Annotated in this window: 24 protein-coding genes and 1 pseudogene; 17 read left to right on the forward strand and 8 right to left on the reverse strand. The window is 62.7% G+C overall.

Annotated elements, in window-relative coordinates; genetic code table 11:
* Positions 1–114 precede the first annotated feature (114 nt).
* From ACQ5BM_RS21895 to tyrS, 5 genes and pseudogenes are all read left to right on the forward strand, one after another.
* Positions 115–441 (forward strand): annotated as a pseudogene (locus tag ACQ5BM_RS21895) (excinuclease ABC subunit UvrB); the annotation flags it as partial.
* 85 nt (positions 442–526) lie between these two features.
* A complete protein-coding gene (locus tag ACQ5BM_RS21900) occupies positions 527–787 on the forward strand; it encodes a hypothetical protein (RefSeq protein ID WP_429815821.1) in 261 nt (86 codons plus the stop codon).
* A 565-nt stretch (positions 788–1,352) separates the two neighbouring features.
* On the forward strand, positions 1,353–1,895 hold the full coding sequence (locus ACQ5BM_RS21905; RefSeq protein ID WP_429815823.1) for a hypothetical protein: 543 nt from the start codon (positions 1,353–1,355) through the stop codon (positions 1,893–1,895).
* Positions 1,888–2,640, forward strand: a complete 753-nt coding sequence (locus tag ACQ5BM_RS21910; protein ID WP_429815826.1) for a hypothetical protein — start codon at positions 1,888–1,890, stop codon at positions 2,638–2,640. Before ACQ5BM_RS21905 ends, ACQ5BM_RS21910 begins: the two co-directional genes overlap by 8 nt.
* Positions 2,641–2,940: 300 nt before the next feature.
* Entirely contained in the window at positions 2,941–4,203 is a 1,263-nt protein-coding gene (gene tyrS, locus ACQ5BM_RS21915; protein ID WP_429815829.1) for a tyrosine--tRNA ligase, read from the forward strand.
* A gap of 620 nt (positions 4,204–4,823) precedes the next feature.
* Here tyrS and ACQ5BM_RS21920 read toward each other — a convergent pair.
* Complete coding sequence (locus ACQ5BM_RS21920; protein WP_429815831.1) at positions 4,824–5,174, reverse strand: winged helix-turn-helix transcriptional regulator; 351 nt, start codon at positions 5,172–5,174, stop codon at positions 4,824–4,826.
* A 165-nt stretch (positions 5,175–5,339) separates the two neighbouring features.
* On the opposite strand from ACQ5BM_RS21920, the gene ACQ5BM_RS21925 reads away from it, so the two are divergent.
* Positions 5,340–6,245 (forward strand): NAD(P)-dependent oxidoreductase, encoded by a 906-nt coding sequence (locus ACQ5BM_RS21925; protein ID WP_429815834.1) that lies wholly within the window; start codon positions 5,340–5,342, stop codon positions 6,243–6,245.
* On the opposite strand, the gene ACQ5BM_RS21930 is transcribed toward ACQ5BM_RS21925, so the two are convergent.
* Together ACQ5BM_RS21930 and ACQ5BM_RS21935 are read right to left on the reverse strand one after the other, a co-directional pair.
* A complete protein-coding gene (locus ACQ5BM_RS21930; protein ID WP_429815837.1) occupies positions 6,172–6,906 on the reverse strand; it encodes an LssY C-terminal domain-containing protein in 735 nt (244 codons plus the stop codon). The genes ACQ5BM_RS21925 and ACQ5BM_RS21930 overlap by 74 nt on opposite strands.
* Before the next feature lie 190 nt (positions 6,907–7,096).
* Entirely contained in the window at positions 7,097–7,738 is a 642-nt protein-coding gene (locus tag ACQ5BM_RS21935; RefSeq protein ID WP_429815840.1) for a DnaJ domain-containing protein, read from the reverse strand.
* Between the two features lie 925 nt (positions 7,739–8,663).
* Between ACQ5BM_RS21935 and ACQ5BM_RS21940 the strand changes: the two genes are divergently transcribed.
* Positions 8,664–8,876, forward strand: coding sequence for a cold-shock protein (locus ACQ5BM_RS21940; protein ID WP_173516754.1), 213 nt, complete (start codon positions 8,664–8,666; stop codon positions 8,874–8,876).
* 383 nt (positions 8,877–9,259) lie between these two features.
* Here ACQ5BM_RS21940 and dusA read toward each other — a convergent pair whose 3' ends face one another.
* A complete protein-coding gene (gene dusA, locus ACQ5BM_RS21945; protein WP_429815843.1) occupies positions 9,260–10,357 on the reverse strand; it encodes a tRNA dihydrouridine(20/20a) synthase DusA in 1,098 nt (365 codons plus the stop codon).
* Positions 10,358–10,722: 365 nt separating this feature from the next.
* Here dusA and ACQ5BM_RS21950 point away from each other — a divergent pair, with 365 nt between their 5' ends.
* The 7 genes from ACQ5BM_RS21950 (at position 10,723) to ACQ5BM_RS21980 (ending at position 14,323) form a co-directional block, all read left to right on the forward strand.
* Positions 10,723–10,845: a hypothetical protein gene (locus tag ACQ5BM_RS21950; RefSeq protein ID WP_429815846.1), complete on the forward strand. Its 123-nt coding sequence runs from the start codon at positions 10,723–10,725 to the stop codon at positions 10,843–10,845.
* Between the two features lie 236 nt (positions 10,846–11,081).
* Positions 11,082–11,474 (forward strand): hypothetical protein, encoded by a 393-nt coding sequence (locus ACQ5BM_RS21955; RefSeq protein WP_429815849.1) that lies wholly within the window; start codon positions 11,082–11,084, stop codon positions 11,472–11,474.
* Between the two features lie 104 nt (positions 11,475–11,578).
* Positions 11,579–11,815, forward strand: coding sequence for a hypothetical protein (locus ACQ5BM_RS21960; RefSeq protein WP_429815851.1), 237 nt, complete (start codon positions 11,579–11,581; stop codon positions 11,813–11,815).
* Positions 11,816–12,011: 196 nt separating this feature from the next.
* The gene (locus ACQ5BM_RS21965; RefSeq protein WP_429815854.1) at positions 12,012–12,248 is read left to right on the forward strand and encodes a DUF982 domain-containing protein; all 237 of its coding nucleotides are present in this window, start codon (positions 12,012–12,014) and stop codon (positions 12,246–12,248) included.
* A 323-nt stretch (positions 12,249–12,571) separates the two neighbouring features.
* A complete protein-coding gene (locus tag ACQ5BM_RS21970; RefSeq protein WP_173516759.1) occupies positions 12,572–12,778 on the forward strand; it encodes a hypothetical protein in 207 nt (68 codons plus the stop codon).
* Between the two features lie 252 nt (positions 12,779–13,030).
* Entirely contained in the window at positions 13,031–13,717 is a 687-nt protein-coding gene (locus tag ACQ5BM_RS21975; RefSeq protein ID WP_429815857.1) for a fumarylacetoacetate hydrolase family protein, read from the forward strand.
* Positions 13,718–13,792: 75 nt separating this feature from the next.
* A complete protein-coding gene (locus tag ACQ5BM_RS21980) occupies positions 13,793–14,323 on the forward strand; it encodes a gamma carbonic anhydrase family protein (protein ID WP_429815861.1) in 531 nt (176 codons plus the stop codon).
* Positions 14,324–14,367: 44 nt separating this feature from the next.
* Here ACQ5BM_RS21980 and ACQ5BM_RS21985 read toward each other — a convergent pair whose 3' ends face one another.
* The 3 genes from ACQ5BM_RS21985 to ACQ5BM_RS21995 are packed head-to-tail and all read right to left on the reverse strand — an operon-like array spanning position 14,368 to position 16,491.
* Complete coding sequence (locus tag ACQ5BM_RS21985; protein ID WP_429815864.1) at positions 14,368–14,763, reverse strand: Fur family transcriptional regulator; 396 nt, start codon at positions 14,761–14,763, stop codon at positions 14,368–14,370.
* A complete protein-coding gene (gene znuB, locus ACQ5BM_RS21990; RefSeq protein ID WP_429815866.1) occupies positions 14,763–15,593 on the reverse strand; it encodes a zinc ABC transporter permease subunit ZnuB in 831 nt (276 codons plus the stop codon). The genes ACQ5BM_RS21985 and znuB overlap by 1 nt, the downstream gene beginning before the upstream one ends.
* Positions 15,586–16,491, reverse strand: a complete 906-nt coding sequence (locus ACQ5BM_RS21995) for an ATP-binding cassette domain-containing protein (RefSeq protein ID WP_429815869.1) — start codon at positions 16,489–16,491, stop codon at positions 15,586–15,588. The genes znuB and ACQ5BM_RS21995 overlap by 8 nt, the downstream gene beginning before the upstream one ends.
* A 182-nt stretch (positions 16,492–16,673) precedes the next feature.
* Here ACQ5BM_RS21995 and znuA point away from each other — a divergent pair, with 182 nt between their 5' ends.
* The 3 genes from znuA (at position 16,674) to ACQ5BM_RS22010 (ending at position 19,467) form a co-directional block, all read left to right on the forward strand.
* Positions 16,674–17,711: a zinc ABC transporter substrate-binding protein ZnuA gene (gene znuA / locus ACQ5BM_RS22000; RefSeq protein ID WP_429815872.1), complete on the forward strand. Its 1,038-nt coding sequence runs from the start codon at positions 16,674–16,676 to the stop codon at positions 17,709–17,711.
* Between the two features lie 341 nt (positions 17,712–18,052).
* On the forward strand, positions 18,053–19,255 hold the full coding sequence (gene zigA, locus ACQ5BM_RS22005; RefSeq protein WP_429815875.1) for a zinc metallochaperone GTPase ZigA: 1,203 nt from the start codon (positions 18,053–18,055) through the stop codon (positions 19,253–19,255).
* On the forward strand, positions 19,255–19,467 hold the full coding sequence (locus ACQ5BM_RS22010; RefSeq protein WP_429815878.1) for a hypothetical protein: 213 nt from the start codon (positions 19,255–19,257) through the stop codon (positions 19,465–19,467). The genes zigA and ACQ5BM_RS22010 overlap by 1 nt, the downstream gene beginning before the upstream one ends.
* 243 nt (positions 19,468–19,710) lie before the next feature.
* Here the strand turns inward: ACQ5BM_RS22010 and ACQ5BM_RS22015 are convergent, their stop codons facing one another.
* On the reverse strand, positions 19,711–20,088 hold the full coding sequence (locus tag ACQ5BM_RS22015) for an RcnB family protein (RefSeq protein ID WP_429815881.1): 378 nt from the start codon (positions 20,086–20,088) through the stop codon (positions 19,711–19,713).
* Positions 20,089–20,167: the final 79 nt, after the last annotated feature.

Here is a 20,167-nt window from a genome sequence, read left to right on the forward strand (position 1 = left end):
CGGCAAGGGCGAGCCCAGCGCGATATCCCCCCCTTGTGGGGGAGATGTCCGGCAGGACAGAGGGGGGGCCCTCTCCTCTGGCAGGATACCCCTCTGCCCTATCGGGGCAGATCATCCGAGAGCTACTTCCAGAAACCCTCGCTCGACGACATGGACCCGGGCACCGACACCGAACGCCCACTGTTCCGCAAGCCCGACCTCGACGACATGGGCCGCGACGTCGCGACTCCGGCGGGCCGCAAGTCCGACCAGTCGCTGTCCAGGAAAAACACCCTCGACGAAATGACCGTCGGCCGCACCGAAAAGCCGGTCATCGGCCACGTCCCGGAGAAGCCCATCCTCACCCGCGCCAAGCCGGGTGTCGGCTCCTATAGGGATCTGGCGGACGAGAAGCGGCAGAAAGGCCGGACGAAGGGGAAAACGGGGCGGTCGGGGCGGTGACGGAGCCGATTGCATTGCGAACGCGCAGAAGCCGCATCAATCGGCGAAAACTGATCGATTGAGAAGGGTTGCCGCGATTGTCGGAATGGAGTTGATTGGCCCGGCCCTCGTGGACTCGGCCATCGAGTATTTCATGACCGGAGAACCGCCCGGCCGCCATCCAGGTATCGTCGCCGCAGACCCAACGCTGCTTTACTTGGTGATCGCGATTCAAAGCGATGCAGTATCGTGTCCTAGTTCGTCCTCGGTCGTTTTGAAAGCCATGGGCGCGATGATCGCGAGCCGCACCGCAAAGTCGAAGGCTGGCGCGGTGAGGACACCCCGCGACACGAGCTTAGATTACTGATTTCGCCGTCAGCCTCTCACGCAAGCCTTGAAGTCGCCGATTCCCGTGTCCGCTCTCTGGGCACCAGAATAGCTTAGGCAAGCGATCACATTCAATCTCCTCCCGCCGATTCCGGCCAACGGACCGGCTCAGTGCATCTGTAACTGCAGCGCCCGGTCCTGTTGGTGATTACATCATCTAAAATCTTCATCGTGGCTCCTTTTCATTATGTTCTGGAGAGGCTCCAACGACTCAATCGAAATCGGATACCTGCGCATGGTTGCCAACTATCGGAGCATAGAAATTCGCCACATGAACATAAATAGACCCGCCATTCACCTTGAATATTGCTGTTAAATATCAATTAGTTACGAATTAACATGCAGGAGTTAATCCAAGCGATCTACGCACCTTGCAGCGAGATCCAAGCACAATAACATAGTTTATGTTAGTGAAAACAATTTGTTATGCGAAAAATTAAAAAGGCGGAATATTTTGAATAATAAACTTGGTAGCCATATCGCCGATTGACGGAAAACACATTATTCGTATAAGTTAAAAATTCGCAAATACTGAGGTTGGTAAAATGAACGAAGTGCCAGATGCGGACGCGGAATTCAAAGCGATTCAAACTCTATACTCAGCGCTAACCCCGTTGGAACGCGAGGCTCAAGCCCGCGTAGTAAACTACGTCACTTCACTTCTTCAGATTAGTGTGCAGCCCACTGCAAGTGTAAAAAGCGCGTCGCCCCACGATGTGGAACAGGTCGATCAAAACTTTTCTGACGATACATCCGCGACCAACACAGGAATAGATAATTATTCAACCATCGCTGAACTATATGACGCTGCCCAACCAAAAAGTAATGCGGACAAGGCACTGATTGCAGGATATTGGCTACAATTTTGCCAAGGTGCAGAGAACTTTGACAGTCAGTCCGCAAATAAAGAGTTAAAGCACTTGGGGCACGGCCTTGCCAACATCACAGCAGCCATAGAAAGCTTGAAGAATCAAAAGCCAGCTTTGGCACTTCAACTCAAGAAAACAGGAAAGAGTCAACAAGCGAGGAAAGTTTACAAAATCACTGTCGCTGGGATCAAAGCGGTCCAAGGCATGATCGATGGATGAACGATCTCTTGCTCACGCGTTATCCGGGATAATCGGCGCCACATTATCCAATGAGTTGGCGTCTGATTTCGTTAAACTTAGACGAGATTGTTCGACTGCAACCCTTGAGCGAGCCTCCCCGGGGAAATTTGTAGAGACCTTTGTGCAGTGCCTGCAGTATATTTCGACAGGCACCTACGACGTGAAACCGGATGTTGACGGGTATCTCTCCAAGAAGGCCGAGCAGGATAATTCCATTCCGGAGGGCCTTCGGATTTGTGCTGCACGTCTTGCTAGATCGATCTACACACTTCGCAACAAGCGCAATATTGCGCATAAAAATCCCATTGACCCAAACACTGTAGACTTGGCTCTTGCCCATCAGGGAGCAGCATGGATTACGGCTGAACTCCTTCGCAACGCCTCGGGGCTATCGATGGGTGAGGCTGGGGCATTGATTGCGAAAATTCAAACTCCGGTAGGGACGTTGGTAGAGGAAATAGACGGGACGCGTTTAGTCCATGCCGAGACTTCAGTTCGCGGAGAAATATTGATTCTGCTCCATAGCCACTATCCAGACTATGTTCCCGTTGCGAGTATCCTTGGTAGCCTGCGAGCAAGGAGCAGCGGCTCAGTCAGAAACAGGCTAGGTGAACTAAGGACGGCAAAGCTAGCCCACGGGGACGGAAAAGCTGGCTATCGGCTGACGCAAGCTGGACATGCTGCTGCAGTAAGCGAAATTAATCGTGTGCAGGCATCCACCTAGCTCAGATTCCATTTCGCACCCGCGTTGTGAGGCTTGCCACAATCTGCCGGGGTCGGTTTGCGGCTAACAAACGGACGACTTGTTTAGCGTCCGTGATGACGCCACTCTCCACCGCCCCTTGCCGCCTCCCCCATTCCCCGCTACAACCGGCTCATGATCAACACCGCGCTCATCGCCGCTATCTATTATGCGACGTCTCCATAGGGAGCGGCGCGTTTCGATCATGCCTTGAAACAAGCCGCCGTCAGGCGGCTTTGTTTTGTTCAGTGCTCCCTGGCGGCCATGCCATGGAGAGCTCCAATGACACATTCCGACAGTCCCACCGATGTCTTCGCGCCGCGTTCGGCGATCACCCGGACGCTGGTCGAGCGCGGCTATGTCAACCAGATGACCGACCTTGAGGGTGTCGACCGCGCCTTCGCGACCGGCATCGTCCCCGTTTATGCCGGCTTCGACGCCACGGCGGACAGTCTGCATGTCGGTCATTTGTTGCCGATCATGGCGCTTCGGCGGCTGCAGCAGGCGGGGCACAAGCCGATCGGGCTGATCGGCGGCGGCACCACGCGCATCGGCGATCCGAGTTTCCGCTCGGCGGCGCGGCCAATGCTGTCGGAGGACGAGATCGCTGCCAATGTGGCCGGCATCAGGAAGGTGTTCGAGCGGCTGCTGACCTTCGGCGACGGGCCGACCGATGCTGTCATGGTCAACAATGCCGATTGGCTGGACCGGATGGCCTGGATCGACATGCTGCGCGACGTCGGCAAGCACTTCTCCGTCAACCGCATGCTTTCCTTCGACAGCGTCAGGACGCGGCTGGAGCAGCAGGAGAACCTGAGCTTTCTCGAGTTCAACTACATGATCCTGCAGGCGGTCGATTACCTCGAACTGTTTCGCCGCACCGGCTGCAGGCTGCAGCTCGGCGGTGGCGACCAATGGGGCAACATCGTTGGCGGCGTCGACCTGGTACGGCGCATCGAGGCCGCAGAGGTCTTCGGCATGACCACGCCGCTGCTCACCACCGCCTCCGGCGTCAAGATGGGCAAGACGGCGGCCGGCGCGGTCTGGGTCAACGCGGATCACCTGTCGCCCTACGACTACTGGCAGTTCTGGCGCAACGCCGAGGACGCCGATGTCGTGCGCTTCCTGAAACTCTTCACCGAACTGCCGCTGGACGAGATCGAACGGCTTGGCCGCGCCGAGGGTGCGGCGCTCAACACGGTAAAGGAGCAGCTTGCCAACGAGGCGACGGCGCTGGCGCATGGGTCGCACGCGGCCGAACGGGCGCAGCAGACGGCACGACAGGCTTTCGGGCAAGGCGAGGCCGCCGCGGGCTTGCCGACGGTCGAACTCAACGACGCCGAGCGCCTTGCGGGCGTGGCGCTGGTCGACCTGCTCGTTCGGGCCGGCCTGGCGTTATCGAAGAGCGAGGCGCGACGGGCGGTTTCCGGCCGCGGCGTCCGGATCGACGGCGAGGTCGTCGAGGATGCGGACGGGCTGGTGACCATCGGCGGACAGCCGCTCCGGCTCTCGCTCGGCAAGAAGCGCCATGTGGTGGTGACGTAGGCCAGCTTGCGCGGCGGTTACCAGGCCCAGGCAGCCGCCGCTTCGGTTCCTGTGCCCGTCGCAAGATTCCAGCCCCACCGCGTCTGCGACGCGAACGCGCGTCGTGGCCCACTGCAAGAGTGTAGCATTGCCGGCGCCGTTTTCAGCCTTGCGGACGCACGGCTGCTGGATCCCTGTGGCGAGCACAGGGATGAGGGGGTGTATCCGCCAAGAACCAGCTCCCAGAGGCACAGGGTTGGGACTTCACACGGAGCAGCGGCGAGATGGCAGCTCCGAGAACCTCGGACAAAGTCCGCTGGATCCCCGCGTCACAAGGGTCTCAGCAAACGACACAACGACACCACCGCCCTCATTCCTGTGCTCGTCACAGGAATCCAGCCGCGCCGCGTCTGCGGCGCGAGGGAGACCTGCTGCCAGGTGTAAGTGACGAGCGTGGTGGCGCCTCTATCCGCCGCGCCAACGCGCCGATGGAAGCAGGGATGTGAAGAGAATGGGCTGGAGCCGCCAAGATCGAGGCGCCAACGGCCCCGGCGACAGATCGAGGGGCTGCGGCGGCCGACATTGTCGCTCCAACGCCGCGCTCGAAGGCGAGCCGGTACGAGGCCACCCGAGATCGGCCGCTAGGCGGATGCAACCGCCCTCGTCTCGACCTGCCCTGCGTCGTCGCCGTACCTCAAGCCCCACTGACACAAGGCCTCCGCCGCCACGTTCAACGCAGCGCCGCGCTCGGTCAGCGAATAGACCACCTTGGGCGGCGTTTCCGGATAGGTCGTGCGGTTGACGAGGCCGTCGGCCTCCAGCTCGCGCAACTGCTGCGCCAGCATCTTTTCGCTGATGTCGGGGATCGCCTGGCGCAGGCGGCCGAAACGGCGGGCGGCGCTGCCGAGTTCGCAGAGGATATCGACCTTCCACTTGCCTTCGATCGCCCGCAGCGCGGTGGCAAAGCCGCAATTTTCAATCGGTCTCGTCACGTCCTTCTCCCTTACCTCAGCGTAACCACTAACCGCCGGGTGCGTATTGCGCCGCGGTGATCCCACCATACGTCTGACCCGCACCGGCAGCCGCCGGCTGCGTCACGGGTCAAGCGCGAGACGGGCGAGACAAACGCCCCCGCGCCATGGATATGGAGATTGGAAATGCAACCTGCAATCAGCGTTCTGGGAATGGGGCGCATGGGATCGGCGCTGGCGCGGGCGCTGCTGGCCGCCGGCTACCGCACGACGGTCTGGAACCGCACGGCCGAAAAGGCGGCGCCGCTCGCCGCAGCCGGGGCCGAGATCGCCGCAAGCGTTGGCGATGCCGTTGCGGCGAGCGACATCGTCATCATCAATGTCAGCGACTATGCGGCGACGGAGGGCCTGCTGCGCAACGGCGCTGTTGCCACCGCGCTTCACGGCAAGCTGATCGTCGAGTTGACTTCGGGCACACCGGATGGCGCCCGCGAGGTGCAGGGCTGGGCCGCGCGGCACGGTATCCGCCATCTCGACGGCGCGATCCTGGCGACACCGGATTTCATCGGCACCGAGGCGGGCACGTTGCTGGTCTCCGGGCCGGATGACGTCTACGAGGCGGCGCGCGACATGCTGCGGGCGCTCGGCGGCAATGTCCAATACATCGGCGCGGATCCGGGCCTTGCCAATGCGCTCGACAGCGCCCTGCTCGCGCTGATGTGGGGTGCCCTGTTCGGCGCGCTGCAGTCGATCGCCGTCTGCCGCGCCGAGGCGATCGATCTCGAAACGCTGAGCAAGCAGTGGTCTTCAACGGCGCCGGTGGTCGGGGGGCTGGTCGCCGATCTGATCAGGCGTAGCGCCGCCGGTCGCTATGCCGCCGACGCCGAAACGCTCTCCTCCGTCTCGCCGCACTTTGGCGCCTTCCGTCATCTCGTCGACCTGATGGAAGCCCGCGGCATCGACCGGACGATTACCGACGGCTACGAGGCGATCTTCCGCCGGGCGAAAGCGCCTGGCGTCATTTGCCTGCCTTCGCGCCGCTGTCTTCGATCGCCGGATCGAGCACGCCGACCAGGGTCATGCCGTCGGTAAAATAGGGGTCGCCGCCGCCGTTGCGGCCGGTTTTCGTCGCACCGACGCCGGGGATCTCATAGGTCGACGGCACCTGTCCGGCCTTTCCGAGATCGCCGATCACCAGATCGCGTTCGGCGTCGAGGTCGGGGCCGATGTGGTGCGTGATCTGTCCGGTGTCGTGGCTCAGGCCCACGCCGCGGTCGAAACTGGCCGAACCGAGCCAGAGCGGCCTGTCGCCCTCGGCCGTCGTCGTGGTCTGCCAGAAGCGCACATGGTTGCGCTGGTCGGCGCTGCGGCCGACCGGCTTCTCGAAGGCCAGGTCCTGCTTGCGCCCCTCGTAGAACAGCGGGCTGACGGGCGCATCCAGATCCGGGCGGTCGAGCACGACGCTGAGGCCGATATCGATCGAAGACCGCAGCGTGACCTTGTCGGCGGCATCCCAGCCGGCGGCCGTAAAGGCGCGAATGATCTGCTCCCTGGAGCCGACCAGCCCGACATTGATAGGGTCGCCCGGAATGCCCTGTTCCGTCGATGTGACCATGGCATTGAGCGGAGTTTTCCGACGGTCGTCGTGAAAGATCCAGAGTTCGGGCACAAGGAAATAGCAGATCGCGAGATAGGCGATCAGCACGACCGCCGTCACGAAAAGACCAAGGCGCATGCCCGAGCGACGCCGCATCTCACTCCCCCTCACCGCCGATCGCAGCCGCAGCCCAAGGCCAACCGCAACGGAACGAGAGATTATGACACCCAGGGCCGCATCCGCACAACGGGGCGTGGCAGAAGAAAATGAGCGGCTCCGTGGAGCGCGGACGACAACGGTACCGCCGGCGCCAAGTGGACCCTACACCTACGGTTGACGCGCAGCTCTACTCCGCCGCGTGCGCCTTCACCTCCAGCGCCTCCAACTCGTAGCTGTAGCCTTCCAGCATCTCGTAGGCCTGCTCGATCGTCTTGATCTGCTCGTCGGTGTTCTTGATCGCCTCGGCGATCGACCGCGAGCGGGCGCGCAGCATCGAGCCGAGCACGTCGGTTTCCGGCCGGCGGCCGAGGCGGTCGAGATGCTTGCGCACGCGGGCGCGGTGGCGCTCGAGCTCGAGGATATGGAAGCGGCTCTTGACGATATCGTCGGAGAGCTTGCGCCGCATGGCGGCGACCGGATCGAAAGTGCCTGGCTCGCGCTCGTCGAGGATGAACTCGTTGACCAGCGTTTCCAGCATCATCAGGCCCTTGAGGTCGCGCGGGTCGGCGAGCTGCGGATCGTAGCCGGTGTCGTCATAGACCTTGCGGCGGACCGGATCCTTCAGCAGTTCATAGGCCACCTGCAGCCGCGCAAACTGTTCGGGATCGCCGCCGGAATCCGGATGCGCCGACTTCGCCGCCTTGCGATAGGCGCTGCGGATCGCCTGATTGTCGGCGTCGCGTTCCAGTCCAAGCAATTCGTAAGGGTCGATCAACGCTTTCCCTCTCCGTATGTCACTCCCGCCGCCCGGCAGAACCGGCCGGCGCATTCTCCTGGCGATACTTCGCCCCAATCGAGCCGGCCATCGTCCGGCCAAGGCGAGATCGTCGTTCGGCCAAGGCGACATCGTCGTCCGGCCAAGGCGACATCGTCGTCCGGCCAAGGCGACATCGTCGTCCGGCCAAGGCGACAAGTCGTCCGGCCCTTTCGGCCGTTCGTCCGGCGTCGGCAAACTTTGCCCCGCCTTGTGACGATCAACCACCCCCTTGCAGACGACAATCGTCCAGGGCAGCCGCCCTTCGTCCGATTCCGCACGCGCCGTCATCGGCCACCCGAAACGGCGCGCCGCCCCGGCCCCTTGGCTACGCCATCGTGAGCGAAGACGAAACCAACCTTCGGTAAAGCCTGCGCGTTATCCCGGATATGCGCAAGCCTTATCCCAGGGGATGCGCAAGGCTTATCCCGAGGGATGCGCGCAGGCTTATCCCGGGGGATGCGCAAGGCTTATCCCGGGGATGCCACGCCTTCGCACGAAGCCAAGCGCGACGACATCCTCCACCGAGATCCACAAGCGGCCCGTCGGCGGCGCGCACGTTCGGTCGGGCTCGGGACGAAATTGTGTCGAGAAACGGACCGTCCCCGATTTTTCTGCCTGGCGGTGAACGAAGCGGCGAAAACGGGCCAAAGCCTTGCAAAGACAGACGCTCCGCGCCTTCGCGCGGCATACAAGGCGCTTGCCTTTTTCTGCAAATCCTGTCACTTCTTGCGCCGTTCGGGCGATTTCTATCCCGGAGACTGGACTTTCACCTGCGCCTGGCTCCGTGCCGGGACCGCCGGCATCGGCACCGTAGACGTCTTTTCCCCGATATCGTGACCACTCGACGCCTTTCCGCTTGCAAGCGGAAGACGACATGCCCACATCCCCTTGGGGGGCGCGGGCAACGCAATTTGACTGAAGGAAAAGGACTTCTTCCATGGCCACCAAGGGCACCGTAAAATTCTTCAACCAGGACAAGGGCTTCGGCTTCATCACGCCGGAAGGCGGCGCGAAGGACGTGTTCGTACACATCTCCGCCGTTCAGGCCGCTGGTCTCGCAACCCTCAAGGATGGCCAGCAGGTCACCTTCGACACCGAGCCGGACCGCATGGGCAAGGGCCCGAAGGCCGTCAACATCCAGGCTGCCTAAGCCGGATCGTCCAGTCGGACATTCATTTGGAAACGGCGCTCCGCAAGGGGCGCCGTTTTCGTTTGGGGGGCTGCAGATCCTCCGTGAGATAGTGGGAGGCAGTTGCCCGCCTCCGTCATGCTCGGGCTCGAACCGAGCATCCAGAGCCAGGCGCGCCGATCCTTCTATGCGGCAATGTCTGTGCCTCAACCGCGCAGCTCTATGGATCCTCGGGTCAAGCCCGAGGATGACGAGTGGAGAGGTTTTTGCCGCTCTACCTCGAACACTCTACAGCGCCGCAGACACCACAAAGGTCGCCATCGCACATTCAATCGCTGCGTTCCCTCAGCAACGATCGGGGAAACATACAGTAGCAATCGCCGCGATCTGCTCGCGTCGCCGCCCTACTCCGCCGCCTGCTTGGCCGCCGTCGCCTCGAACACGGCGTCGAAGGCAGCGTGGATCACCTCCGGCCCGGCGCCCTTGCGGGTGGCATCGGCCGAAAGAAGCTGGCGATAGCGCCGCGCCCCCGGCCAGCCCTGGAACAGGCCGACCATGTGGCGCGTCACATGAATCAGTCGACCGCCATTGGCGATATGTGCGCCAGCGTAGTCGGCCATTGCGTCGCGGACATCGGCCCAGAAATCGAGATCGAGGCGATGGCCGCGCTCGGAGAACGCACCGGCTTCCTGCGCCGCCGGTGCCGCCCCCGTCAGCGGATGCGGGAAATGCCCGTCGGCCGCCGTCAGCATGGCGCTGTCGTGATAGGCCGCACGGCCGAGCATGACGCCATCCAGGTGCCGCACCTGCTCAAGCGCCTGACTCAACGTCTGAATGCCGCCATTGATACCGATGAAAAGATTGGGATTTTCCTGTTTCAGCCGATGCACGAGATCATAGTCGAGCGGCGGGATCTCGCGGTTTTCCCTGGGGCTTAAGCCCTGCAGCCAGGCCTTGCGCGCATGCACCCAGACGGCATCCGTGCCGGCCGCGACAACCTGCGCGACGAGCGCCCTCAGCGCCACTTCCGGATCCTGGTCGTCGACGCCGATGCGGCATTTGACCGTGACCGGGATCTTGACCGCCGCCTTCATCGCCGCAACGCAGGCCGCCACCGTCTCCGGCTCCTGCATCAGGCAGGCGCCGAACGTGCCGGACTGCACCCGGTCCGACGGGCAGCCGACATTCATGTTGATCTCGTCATAGCCGAAGTCCTCGGCAATCTTGGCCGCCTCCGCCATCTTCCGCGGATCGTTGCCGCCAAGCTGCAGCGCAACCGGATGCTCCGAGCGATCGAAGCCGAGCAGCCTCTGCCGGTCGCCACGCAGGATCGCCTCGGCGACGATCATTTCCGTGTAGAGCAGCGCATGCTGCGACAGCCGCCGCGCGAAGAACCGATAGTGCCTATCGGTCCAATCGATCATGGGCGCTACGGCAAAGACCGGTGCGTTGAAATAGTGGCGATTGCCCGGGTTTCCGGGCTGTGCGCGGCCTTCTGCCATGCTCGGTCAACTCTCGTCATTCTGGCTGTGCGCGCCGGTGCCACACTGTAGCACTCGCGGCGGATCTGCTGCAGTGGCGCCGCGCGGCGCCAAAGCTCCCATCCGGGACGGCGCCTTATACAGCGTAAAACCTGAGAATGCGAGATGGCGTTCCCAAGCCGGAATCCGGCAAATGGGGCGGCACTGCCGACCGCGAAATCGTCTCCCGCGGTCGACAGTCAATTGATGTCACTTTCTGTGCAGCGAAATTGCACATGTTCCGGTATCCCCGCGGCCACCTCGACGGCCAGCGGCCATGGTTTCCCTTTTGTTAAGCAGAATCGCCGATTGTCCCGTTTCGACATGATCGTCGTCGGAGCGAAAACATGAGCTACGATTGGAGCGGCGCACGGCGCCGGCGAACACTAGCGACCGTCATAGGTGCAGCAATCGTCCTTGCAGCGCTGGCTGCCACGGTCGCTGCGGCGGTGGCCGGCAACTTCTTCTGAAGGCTGCCCCGCCCGCCCGTGTTCAGCGGGGTTGACAGGTGCCCCTGGAGGCGATTACAGCGCCGCGCGTTACTGCGTGTCTCCATAAATCGACCTCGATTTAGGGCCTAAGGCATGCGGCAAATCAAAATGCTGCAGCGACCTTTGCGCATCTGGTTCGACGCGCGGCGCTGTGGTTTGACGCGCGAGAGCCGCTGGCTCCTGCAACGTTACCGACAGAAACAAGGACGGACGGCATGAAACGCGCGATCGCGGCACTGCTCACGCTTCTACTGGCCGGATGCCAGTCGATGGAGTTGGAGGCGCCTGACGTCGCAACACCGAGACCTGCCGCCCCCTCGGTGCCGACGCTGTCCGGCGACGCGCTGCAGGCCTTTCTCGTCGGCAAGACGCTGCGTTACAATCTCAACGGCGTCAACTCCACCTTCTTCGCCGACGGCCGTTACGGCTATCGCGACTACGAAGTGCGTGACGGCGGAACCTACACGATCACCGGCGACGAGGTCTGCATCACCTTCGAGGACGGCGGTCGGCGTTGCGACCAGTACGCGCTGATCGGCTCCGACTATTACCGCATCGAAGAAGGCGGCCGCCGCACCAAGGTCGACCGTGTCGTACCGGCGGCCTGACCGACAAGCTCCGAGACCGGCAGACCCCTCATTCCCAAGGGGTTCAATTCGGCAGCGTTCTGCCATAGTGCGCGCCGGGGAACTCGGTGCTGCGGGAGGAACAGGTGGCCCCTTTGCGAGCGACACAATGCCTTGCCCTGTCGAAGGGCGACATGGAGCGGCTGCAGCGTGTCTTCGACGAACTCTGCCGTGAGCAGGGCTGGGCACGCGACGGCGAACGGGCACGCCGCCATGCCCGGATGCTGATCGACGACTATCTCGCCGGCAACACCGACGAGATGGGCCTGCTCGTTGCCGGCCGCGCCTTTGCCGAGCGCCTGCAGCGATACGCTTCCTACTAGGCCTGCCACGTCCGTCATCGGCATCAGAGCCTACGGCCTGCGCTTGCATCCGGCCGTACAAACACGGAAAAGCTGCTTACAAATCCGTCCTCCTGCGCTACATTAGCAAGATCGACTGCCGACGCCACTTGAGAGGAGCCAGGGGCCGACAGCCGCAATGCCGACGTTCATTGAGATGATCTCGAGGAGGAGACGCATGCAATTAGTCTGGAAACAGCCGATCGAGCTCGACTTTGTTGGCGGTGTTTGCCGCACCGTCAAAGGCCCCTCAGACGCGCTCGCCTGCCTTGCCGACCATTGGCCCCGCCGGGGGCCGTTCTATGTTGCCGCCCGCAGTGCTTGCCGCGCCGCGATCGATGGTCGCCGCACGGCCGAGGAAGCGCGAAAGCTGTTCATCTCGGCGGCCGAGGAAGCCGAACTGGGCACTCACTGACGCGCATCCGCGCCGGACTGGATCTCGCTGCCCCCGGGTGGCGAACGCTCGCCATCGGCGAGCGCAAGCTATCGTTTTTTCGTTGAAGCCGCGTACCCGATGACAAGAGAGGGATGGCTCAGATATTGAGCATTTGCTCAAGAACTGCATCGTTTCGGCGCATTAGCGCCCAATCACGCATGATTTTTCCGGAAACGGCCCGATTTCTGTCGTGAAGCCTTCATTTCTCTGGTCTATATTCTGAGGTGCCTCACAAAAACCAATTTCGGAGCGCTTAATCCCCACAAGGGAATTCAATAAAAACGATACACGGGAGAGAACATATGAGCGAGAGCAATCTCTATCGCATCGTTGAAGTCAGCGTGAAGCGTGAAGGTGGCCGCCGTGACGTCGGCATCATGACCGTGCGCCAGGCGCTTGAGCTTCCCCAGGTTCCCAGTCTCGAATACAGCCATCCCGAGCTCAATTCGCGCTCGGACGGTCGGTTCCTGACCCGAGATCAGCTTCAGGCCTACGCACAGTGCGCCTGAGTTTGCCGCTCACGGCACCCTATCGGCTGCCGTAATCCCGCGCGCCCGTCCGGGCGCGCCCATGCCGAAACCTCCACTCGATCCTTCGTCTTATTTTTCTTCGGATCGATTCCGATTCGCGGATTTATGCAGTAACGTCCGGATTCTTCTCCGCCTCGCTTGAAACCGCAATCGGTCGACGGCGAGCGTACATGAAATGCGCAGCGGCCTTCCTGTCGCTTGAGACAGATGGACGCCCAAGACCGGACGATCATGGAAACAATCATCCCTCCTCCGCTTCCCGTTTTGCTGCCGATATCAGGCAGCCTGGTCGGCTTTCCCGTTCGCCGGGTCTACTGCGTCGGCCGCAACTATGCCGCCCACGCCATCGAGATGGGGCACGACCCGGACCGCGAGCCGCCGTTCTTCTTCCAGAAGAATCCGGACAACCTGCTTGCTGCCGGCAGCGCCTTCCCCTACCCGCCGCTGACTGCCGATGTCCATCACGAGGTCGAACTCGTCGTGGCCCTGAAGCGCGGCGGCAGCGACATCGCCGTCGAGGACGCGCTGGATTGCGTCTACGGCTATGCCGTCGGCATCGACTTCACCCGCCGCGACCTGCAGGCCGAGGCCAAGAAGGCAGGAAAGCCCTGGGCGGCAGCCAAGGCCTTCGAACATTCCGCCCCGGTCTCGGCGATCACGCCGGCCGAAGCGATCGGACATCCGGTCAACGGCAACATCTGGCTGAAAGTGAATGGCGAAATGCGCCAGCAGGGCGATCTTGACCAGATGATCTGGAAGGTGCCGGAGATCATCGCCGGGCTCTCCAAGCTGTTCACGCTGGCCCCCGGCGATGTCATCATGACAGGCACGCCGTCGGGCGTCGGTGCCGTGGTGCGCGGCGACGAGGTCACCTGCGGCGTCGACGGCGTCGCGGCCCTTGCCGTGCACGTCCTTTAGCGGAACCGTGCCGGGAATGGCTGACGCACTGTTCCCGGCCTTGCATTATTCAGACGAGAGGAAGGATATCTGCCGATGCCGCTTTATGCCCTTGGATCGCTTCGCCCGCAGACTCCATCGGACGGCAGCTACTGGGTGGCGCCGGACGCGAATGTCATCGGCCAGGTCGAGATCGGCGACGAGGTCGGCATCTGGTTCGGCGTGACACTGCGCGGCGACAACGAGCCGATCCGGATCGGCGCCCGCACCAACCTCCAGGAAAACGTCGTCATCCACGTCGACCCCGGCTTTCCGGTGACGATCGGCGAAGGCTGCACCATCGGCCACGGCGCCATCATCCATGGCTGCACGATCGGCGAGAACTCGCTGATCGGCATGGGCGCGACCGTGCTCAACGGCGCCAAGATCGGCCGCAACTGCCTTGTTGGCGCCAATGCGCTGGTGACCGAAGGCAAGGAATTCCCCGACAATTCGCTGATCGTCGGCGCGCCGGCGAAAGCAATCCGCACGCTGGACGACGCGGCCGTCGAGGGCCTGAAGCGCTCGGCGGCGCACTATGTGAAGAACTGGCGGCGTTACGCCGCCGACCTCAGCCGGCTGGATTGAAAACAAGCGGGGGAGCGGCTCCGTCCCGGTCGAGGCAGCCGAACTTACGCGCAGCTCTGGCAATGGCCGCGAATCTCGATCGTGGTCTTCTCGGTCTTGAAGTTCTGCGCCCGCGTCAGCGTCGAAAGCCGCTGCTCGATCACCGCGTCCTGGAACTCCGTCACCTGGCCGCAGCCTTCGCAGATGGTGAAGGCGGTGACGCCATGATCGTGCTCGTGATCATGCGGGCAGGTACAGGCGACGAAGGCGTTCAGGCTCTCCAGCCGATGCACGAGACCGTATTCGAGCAGCTTGTCGAGCGCGCGATAGACCTGCAGCGGCGCGCGAAAGCCATGGTCGCGGAGCTTGTCGAGAATGGTATAGGCGCTCATTGGCCCTTCGGAATGGCTGAGCGCATCCATCACCAGCGTCTGGTTCTTGGTCAGTAGCGGGGTAGCCATCAGTGGTGTCCTCCGGGCGTGGAATGATGCGCTGCCTCGATCGGGCGGCGGCCGATCGGCAACAGACTCAGAGCGAAAAGCCCAACCGCGGCAACGACGATAGACGGTCCTGACGGCGTATCCCAGTGCAGCGAACCGAAAAGTCCGCCGGTAACGGCAAGCGCACCGATGACGGAGGCGAGCACCGCCATCACCTCCGGCGAGGTCGAGAAGCGCCGCGCCGTGGCGGCCGGAATGATCAGCAGCGAGGTGATCAACAGAATGCCGACGATCTTCATGGCGATCGCGATCACCAGCGCCATCAGCAGCATGAAGAAGAGCCGCGCGCGCTCAGGCTGCAGCCCCTCCGCCTCCGCCAGCTCCGGATTTACGGTGGAGGCCAAGAGCGGCCGCCAGAGATAGACGATGGCGAAGACGACGAGGATGCCGCCGCCCCAGATGATATCGATGTCGGATTCCGAGACGGCGAGGATGTCGCCGAAGAGGAAGCCGACGAGATCGATGCGCACCCAGGTCATGAAGGCGACGATGACCAGGCCGAAGGACAGCGCCGAATGCGAGAGGATGCCGAGCAGCGCATCAGTCGACAGCGCGCCGCGCCGCTGCAGGAAAAGCAGCAGCACCGAGACGACGGCGGCGACGATGAAGACGCTGAGCATCAGGTTGAGTTCGAGAAGCAGCGACAGCGCCACGCCGAGCAGCGCCGAATGCGCCATGGTGTCGCCGAAATAGGCCATGCGCCGCCAGATGACGAAGCAGCCGAGCGGCCCGGCCGTGACGGCGATGCCGATACCGGCAATCAGCGCGCGCACGAAGAAATCATCAAGCATCGCGCTTCTCCTTCTGCTCATAACCGTGCAGCCGCGTATGGTGGCCGCAGCCGCAATCCTCGCTGTGGTCGTGTACGTTTTGCTCTTCGTCGTGGTGATGACCATCGCCGGGGAAGCAATGTTCGGTGATCGACCCATCCGCATGCAGGACGCGGCCATCGGGCAGATGGGTGTGGTCATGGTGATGACTGTAGACCGCAAGCGTATTGGCGGCCCGACGTCCGAAAAGCTTCTGGTATTCCGGGCTCTGGCTGACGGCCTGAGGCGTGCCGCGGCAGCAGACGTGGCCATTCAGGCAGACGACGGTGTCGGTCTCCGCCATGACGATATGCAGATCATGTGAGATCAACAGGATGCCGCAGCCGGTGCGGTTGCGGATCTGCTTGATCAGTTCGTAGAGCGCGATCTCGCCGCTGAAATCCACCCCCTGCACCGGCTCGTCGAGCACCAGCAGATCCGGCTTGCGAGCAATGGCGCGCGCCAAAAGCGCCCGCTGGAACTCGCCGCCCGAAAGATGCTGCACCTCGGACTTGGCCAGATGCAGCACGCCCGTCGCCGAAAGCGCCTCCTCGATCTCCCGGCCCCTCAAGGGCCCGGTCAGTGTCATCAGCCGCTCCACCGTCAAGGGCAGCGTCCAGTCCACGGCGAGCTTCTGCGGCACATAGCCGACCTTGAGGCCCGGCTTGCGTTCGACATAGCCCTCGTCCGGCTTGAGCACGCCGATCGCCGTCTTCGCCGTCGTCGATTTGCCCGAGCCGTTCGGCCCGATCAGCGTGACGATCTCGCCCGGGCTGATCGAGAACTCGACGCCACGCACCAGCCAGCGGCCATTGCGGCGCACGCCGGCATTGCTGAGATTGACCAGCGGCAGCGTTTCTGAGGTGCGGAAGTTCAGCATGAAAAAATTCCGGGTTGATGGTTGCCACTGGCTATCGCACACGTTATAGCATAACGCAATTGATGTAATAACATTACATGCCGACTTCAAGGCCATCGATGGCCAGTCGGAGTGAAGCATTGCATGCCCGAAGCGTGCCTGGTCGCTGCGACCAGAGGCGCCAATCAAGCCCGGAGAACCCGATGAAATCGACATCCGCCCTGCTCTTTGCCTCCACCATGCTGCTTGCCGCACCCGCTGCGGCGGCCGGACCCAATGTGGTGGTTTCGATCAAGCCGATCCACTCCCTCGTCGCCTCGATCATGCAGGGCGTGGGCGAGCCGTCGCTGATCGTCGAGGGCGCCGCCTCTCCCCACACCTACAACATGAAGCCCTCCAACGCCTCGGCCCTGCAGGCGGCCAAGGTGGTCTTCTGGGTCGGACCGGGCCTCGAAGCCTTTCTCGACAAGCCGCTCGATGCACTCGGCGACGGCGCCAAGGTGGTGGAGCTCAGCGAAGCGCCCGGCATCGAGAAGTTGAAGTTCCGCGAAGGCGGTGCCTTCGAAGCCCATGACCATGGCGAAGAAGGTCATGGCGACGAGGGCCACGGAGAGGAAGGCCACAAGCATGCGGAAGGCGAAGCGGAGCACGATCACGCCGCAGCGCCGGAAGCGGCCCAAGCGCACGACCACGGGCACGACCACGACCACGGCCACGGCGATACCGACATGCACATGTGGCTCGACCCGATGAATGCCAAGGCGATGGCCGCCGAGATCGAAAAGACGCTCGCCGCAGCCGATCCGGACAATGCCGGCGCCTACAAGGCCAATCTCGAAGCACTCAACAAGCGACTGGACGCGCTCGACGCCAAGCTGACGGAGACCGTGGCGCCGGTGAAGGACAAGCCCTTCGTCGTCTTCCACGACGCCTACCAATATTTCGAGCATCGCTACAAGGTCCGCGTCGCCGGCTCGATCACCGTCAGCCCCGAGGTGTTGCCGGGTGCCGAGCGGCTCTCTGAGATCCATGCCAAGATCAAGGAGCTGGGCGCCACTTGCGTCTTTGCCGAGCCGCAGTTCGAGCCGAAGCTGATCAACGTGGTGATCGAAGGAACGCCGGCGAAGTCCGGCACGCTCGACCCGGAAGCCGGCACGCTCGACGCCGGCCCGGATCTCTACTTCCAGATGATGGAAGGTATCGGCACGTCGCTGAAGACCTGCCTCGCCTCGGCAAGCTGACCCGTCCTCCCAAGACGGGATCGGCGGGCGTCCGCGTCCGTCGTCCCCACCTCCGTCATGCTCGGGCTTGACCCGAGCATCCAGTCCCGCGGGCGCGACGGCCGCAAAACCGGCCATGGATTCGCACCCGACGACTGGGTCCTCGGGTCAAGCCCGAGGATGACGAGAGAAAAGGTCAACCACAGGCAACGGAGAGTTTGCGACAACGATCCGGTTGCCTGGCAAACGGGGTCAGGCCGGAAGATCGAACGCCAAACGCCGCACTCTCGTATCAGGCGGGCCATCGTGCCCGCCGTTTCTTTCACACATCGTTGTAACGATATAACATAAGGGAATATTCGATGGAAAAGCTCCCTGTCACCGTTCTCTCCGGCTTTCTCGGCGCCGGCAAGACGACGCTGCTCAACCACGTGCTTTCCAACCGTGACGGCCTGCGTGTCGCCGTCATCGTCAACGACATGAGCGAGGTCAACATCGACGCGGCGCTGGTACGCGATGGTGGCGCGGACCTCTCGCGCACGGAAGAGCAACTGGTGGAAATGACCAATGGCTGCATCTGTTGCACGCTGCGCGACGACCTCCTGAAGGAGGTGCGCAACCTCGCCGAACAGAACCGCTTCGACTATCTGCTGATCGAATCGAGCGGGATTTCCGAGCCCCTGCCCGTTGCCACCACCTTCGACTTTCGCGACGAGGACGGCGAGAGCCTTGCAGACGTCGCCCGCCTCGACACGATGGTGACGGTGGTCGATGCCGTGAACCTGATTGCGGACTATTCCTCGCTCGATTTCCTTGCCGATCGTGGCGAGACCGCAGGCGAAGGCGATACGCGCACGCTCGTCGACCTTCTGGTCGAGCAGATCGAGTTTGCCGATGTCGTGGTCTTGAACAAGATCGGCACCGCCACGCCCGAGCAGGTAGATGCCGCCCGCAAGATCATCGTCGGCCTAAACCCGGACGCGCGACTGATCGAAACCGATTTCGGCAAGGTGAGCTTGCGCGACGTGCTTGGAACCGGCCGCTTCGATCTTGTGAAGGCGGAGCAGCATCCGCTCTGGTACAAGGAACTCAACGGCTTCAAGGACCATATTCCCGAAACGGAGGAATACGGCATCCGCTCCTTCGTCTATCGCGCCCGCCGACCTTTCGACCCCATGCGCTTCCAGGCCTTCCTCAATCGCTCCTGGCCGGGCGTGCTGCGGGCCAAGGGCTTCTTCTGGCTCGCCACCCGCCCGCATTACGTCGGCGAGATCAGCCAGGCGGGGCCGCTGGTCAGAACCGGCAAGATGGGCATTTGGTGGTCGGCGGTGCCGAAGGAACAATGGCCGCGCGATCCCGGCTTCCTGAAGGCGGTCGGCCCCTATATCGATCCGGTCTGGGGCGACCGCCGGCAGGAGATCGTCTTCATCGGCGCCGACCCGATGAACGAGGCAGAGCTTCGCGCCGAACTCGACGCCTGCCTGCTGACGGACGAAAGCTTCCGCCCGGAACGCTGGCGCGATCTCGCCGATCCCTTCGCCAACTGGTCGCCACGGGCCGCCTGATGGCCAAGACTGCGCCCGCCCCGCGCCGGCCGCGCTTCACATGCATGGCGCTGAACGCCGCCGGCCGGCCGGTGCCGATGTTCGATCCGTTTTTCGGCGATGCGCCCGGGGACGAAGCGGCGCTGGAGCCAATGGGTGAGATCGAACATCTGCTGTTTGGGGAGCGGGAAAGGTTGCCTGCCCTCGAAATGGCTATGGTGCGCGCCACGTGAGGAAGCAAACAAGGCTCGCAGAGGGCCCAGCCGCGCCGCGTCGGCGGCGCGAGAAAGCTCCGAGAGTATCGGAATCTTTCGCCGTGCCGACGCACGGCGGCTGGATCTCTGTGACAGACACAGAGAAGAGGCAGATCCTGGTTGATGCCAGTGGTCCACTGGCATCCTCTGAACGACAGAGATGTCTTTCCCGGCGGCAGCAAGGGATGGCGAAACCACCGCCCCGTGGCCAGCAAATGATACTTACCGAGCCGTCGCCAGTCCGACGATGACGCCGGTCGCCAGGCTGATCAGCAGGAAGTCGTTGTCGACCCGCACCCACTGCTGGCCGCGCGGCGGCGGGCGCAGCTTGTAATAGCGATAGTCGCGCACCTGCGCCATGTGGCGGCGTTCGGCCGGTGTCAGGCGATGGCCGCGCGCCCAGCGCTCCTTCTTCTTGACGATCACGCGCTTCTCGATCGTGACGTGCTTGTCGACGTGGCGGTCGACGTGACGATCAACAGGGCGGCGGGAGCGGTCATAGTTCTGCGCCACCTCGAAGGATCCTGCCGGCTGGGCAAGTGCTGCGACCGGCGTGATCAGAACGGAACTGGCGACGAGCGCGATCAGGAGACGTTTCATTCGGGTGTCCTTTCGTTGTCTACACCCGGAAATTAGGCCCCGCTTCCTGAACCGAATATGAAGCTCTACATTACAAATG

This window comes from Ensifer sp. B1-9, from assembly GCF_050474445.1.
Classification (GTDB): Bacteria; Pseudomonadota; Alphaproteobacteria; order Rhizobiales; family Rhizobiaceae; genus Ensifer.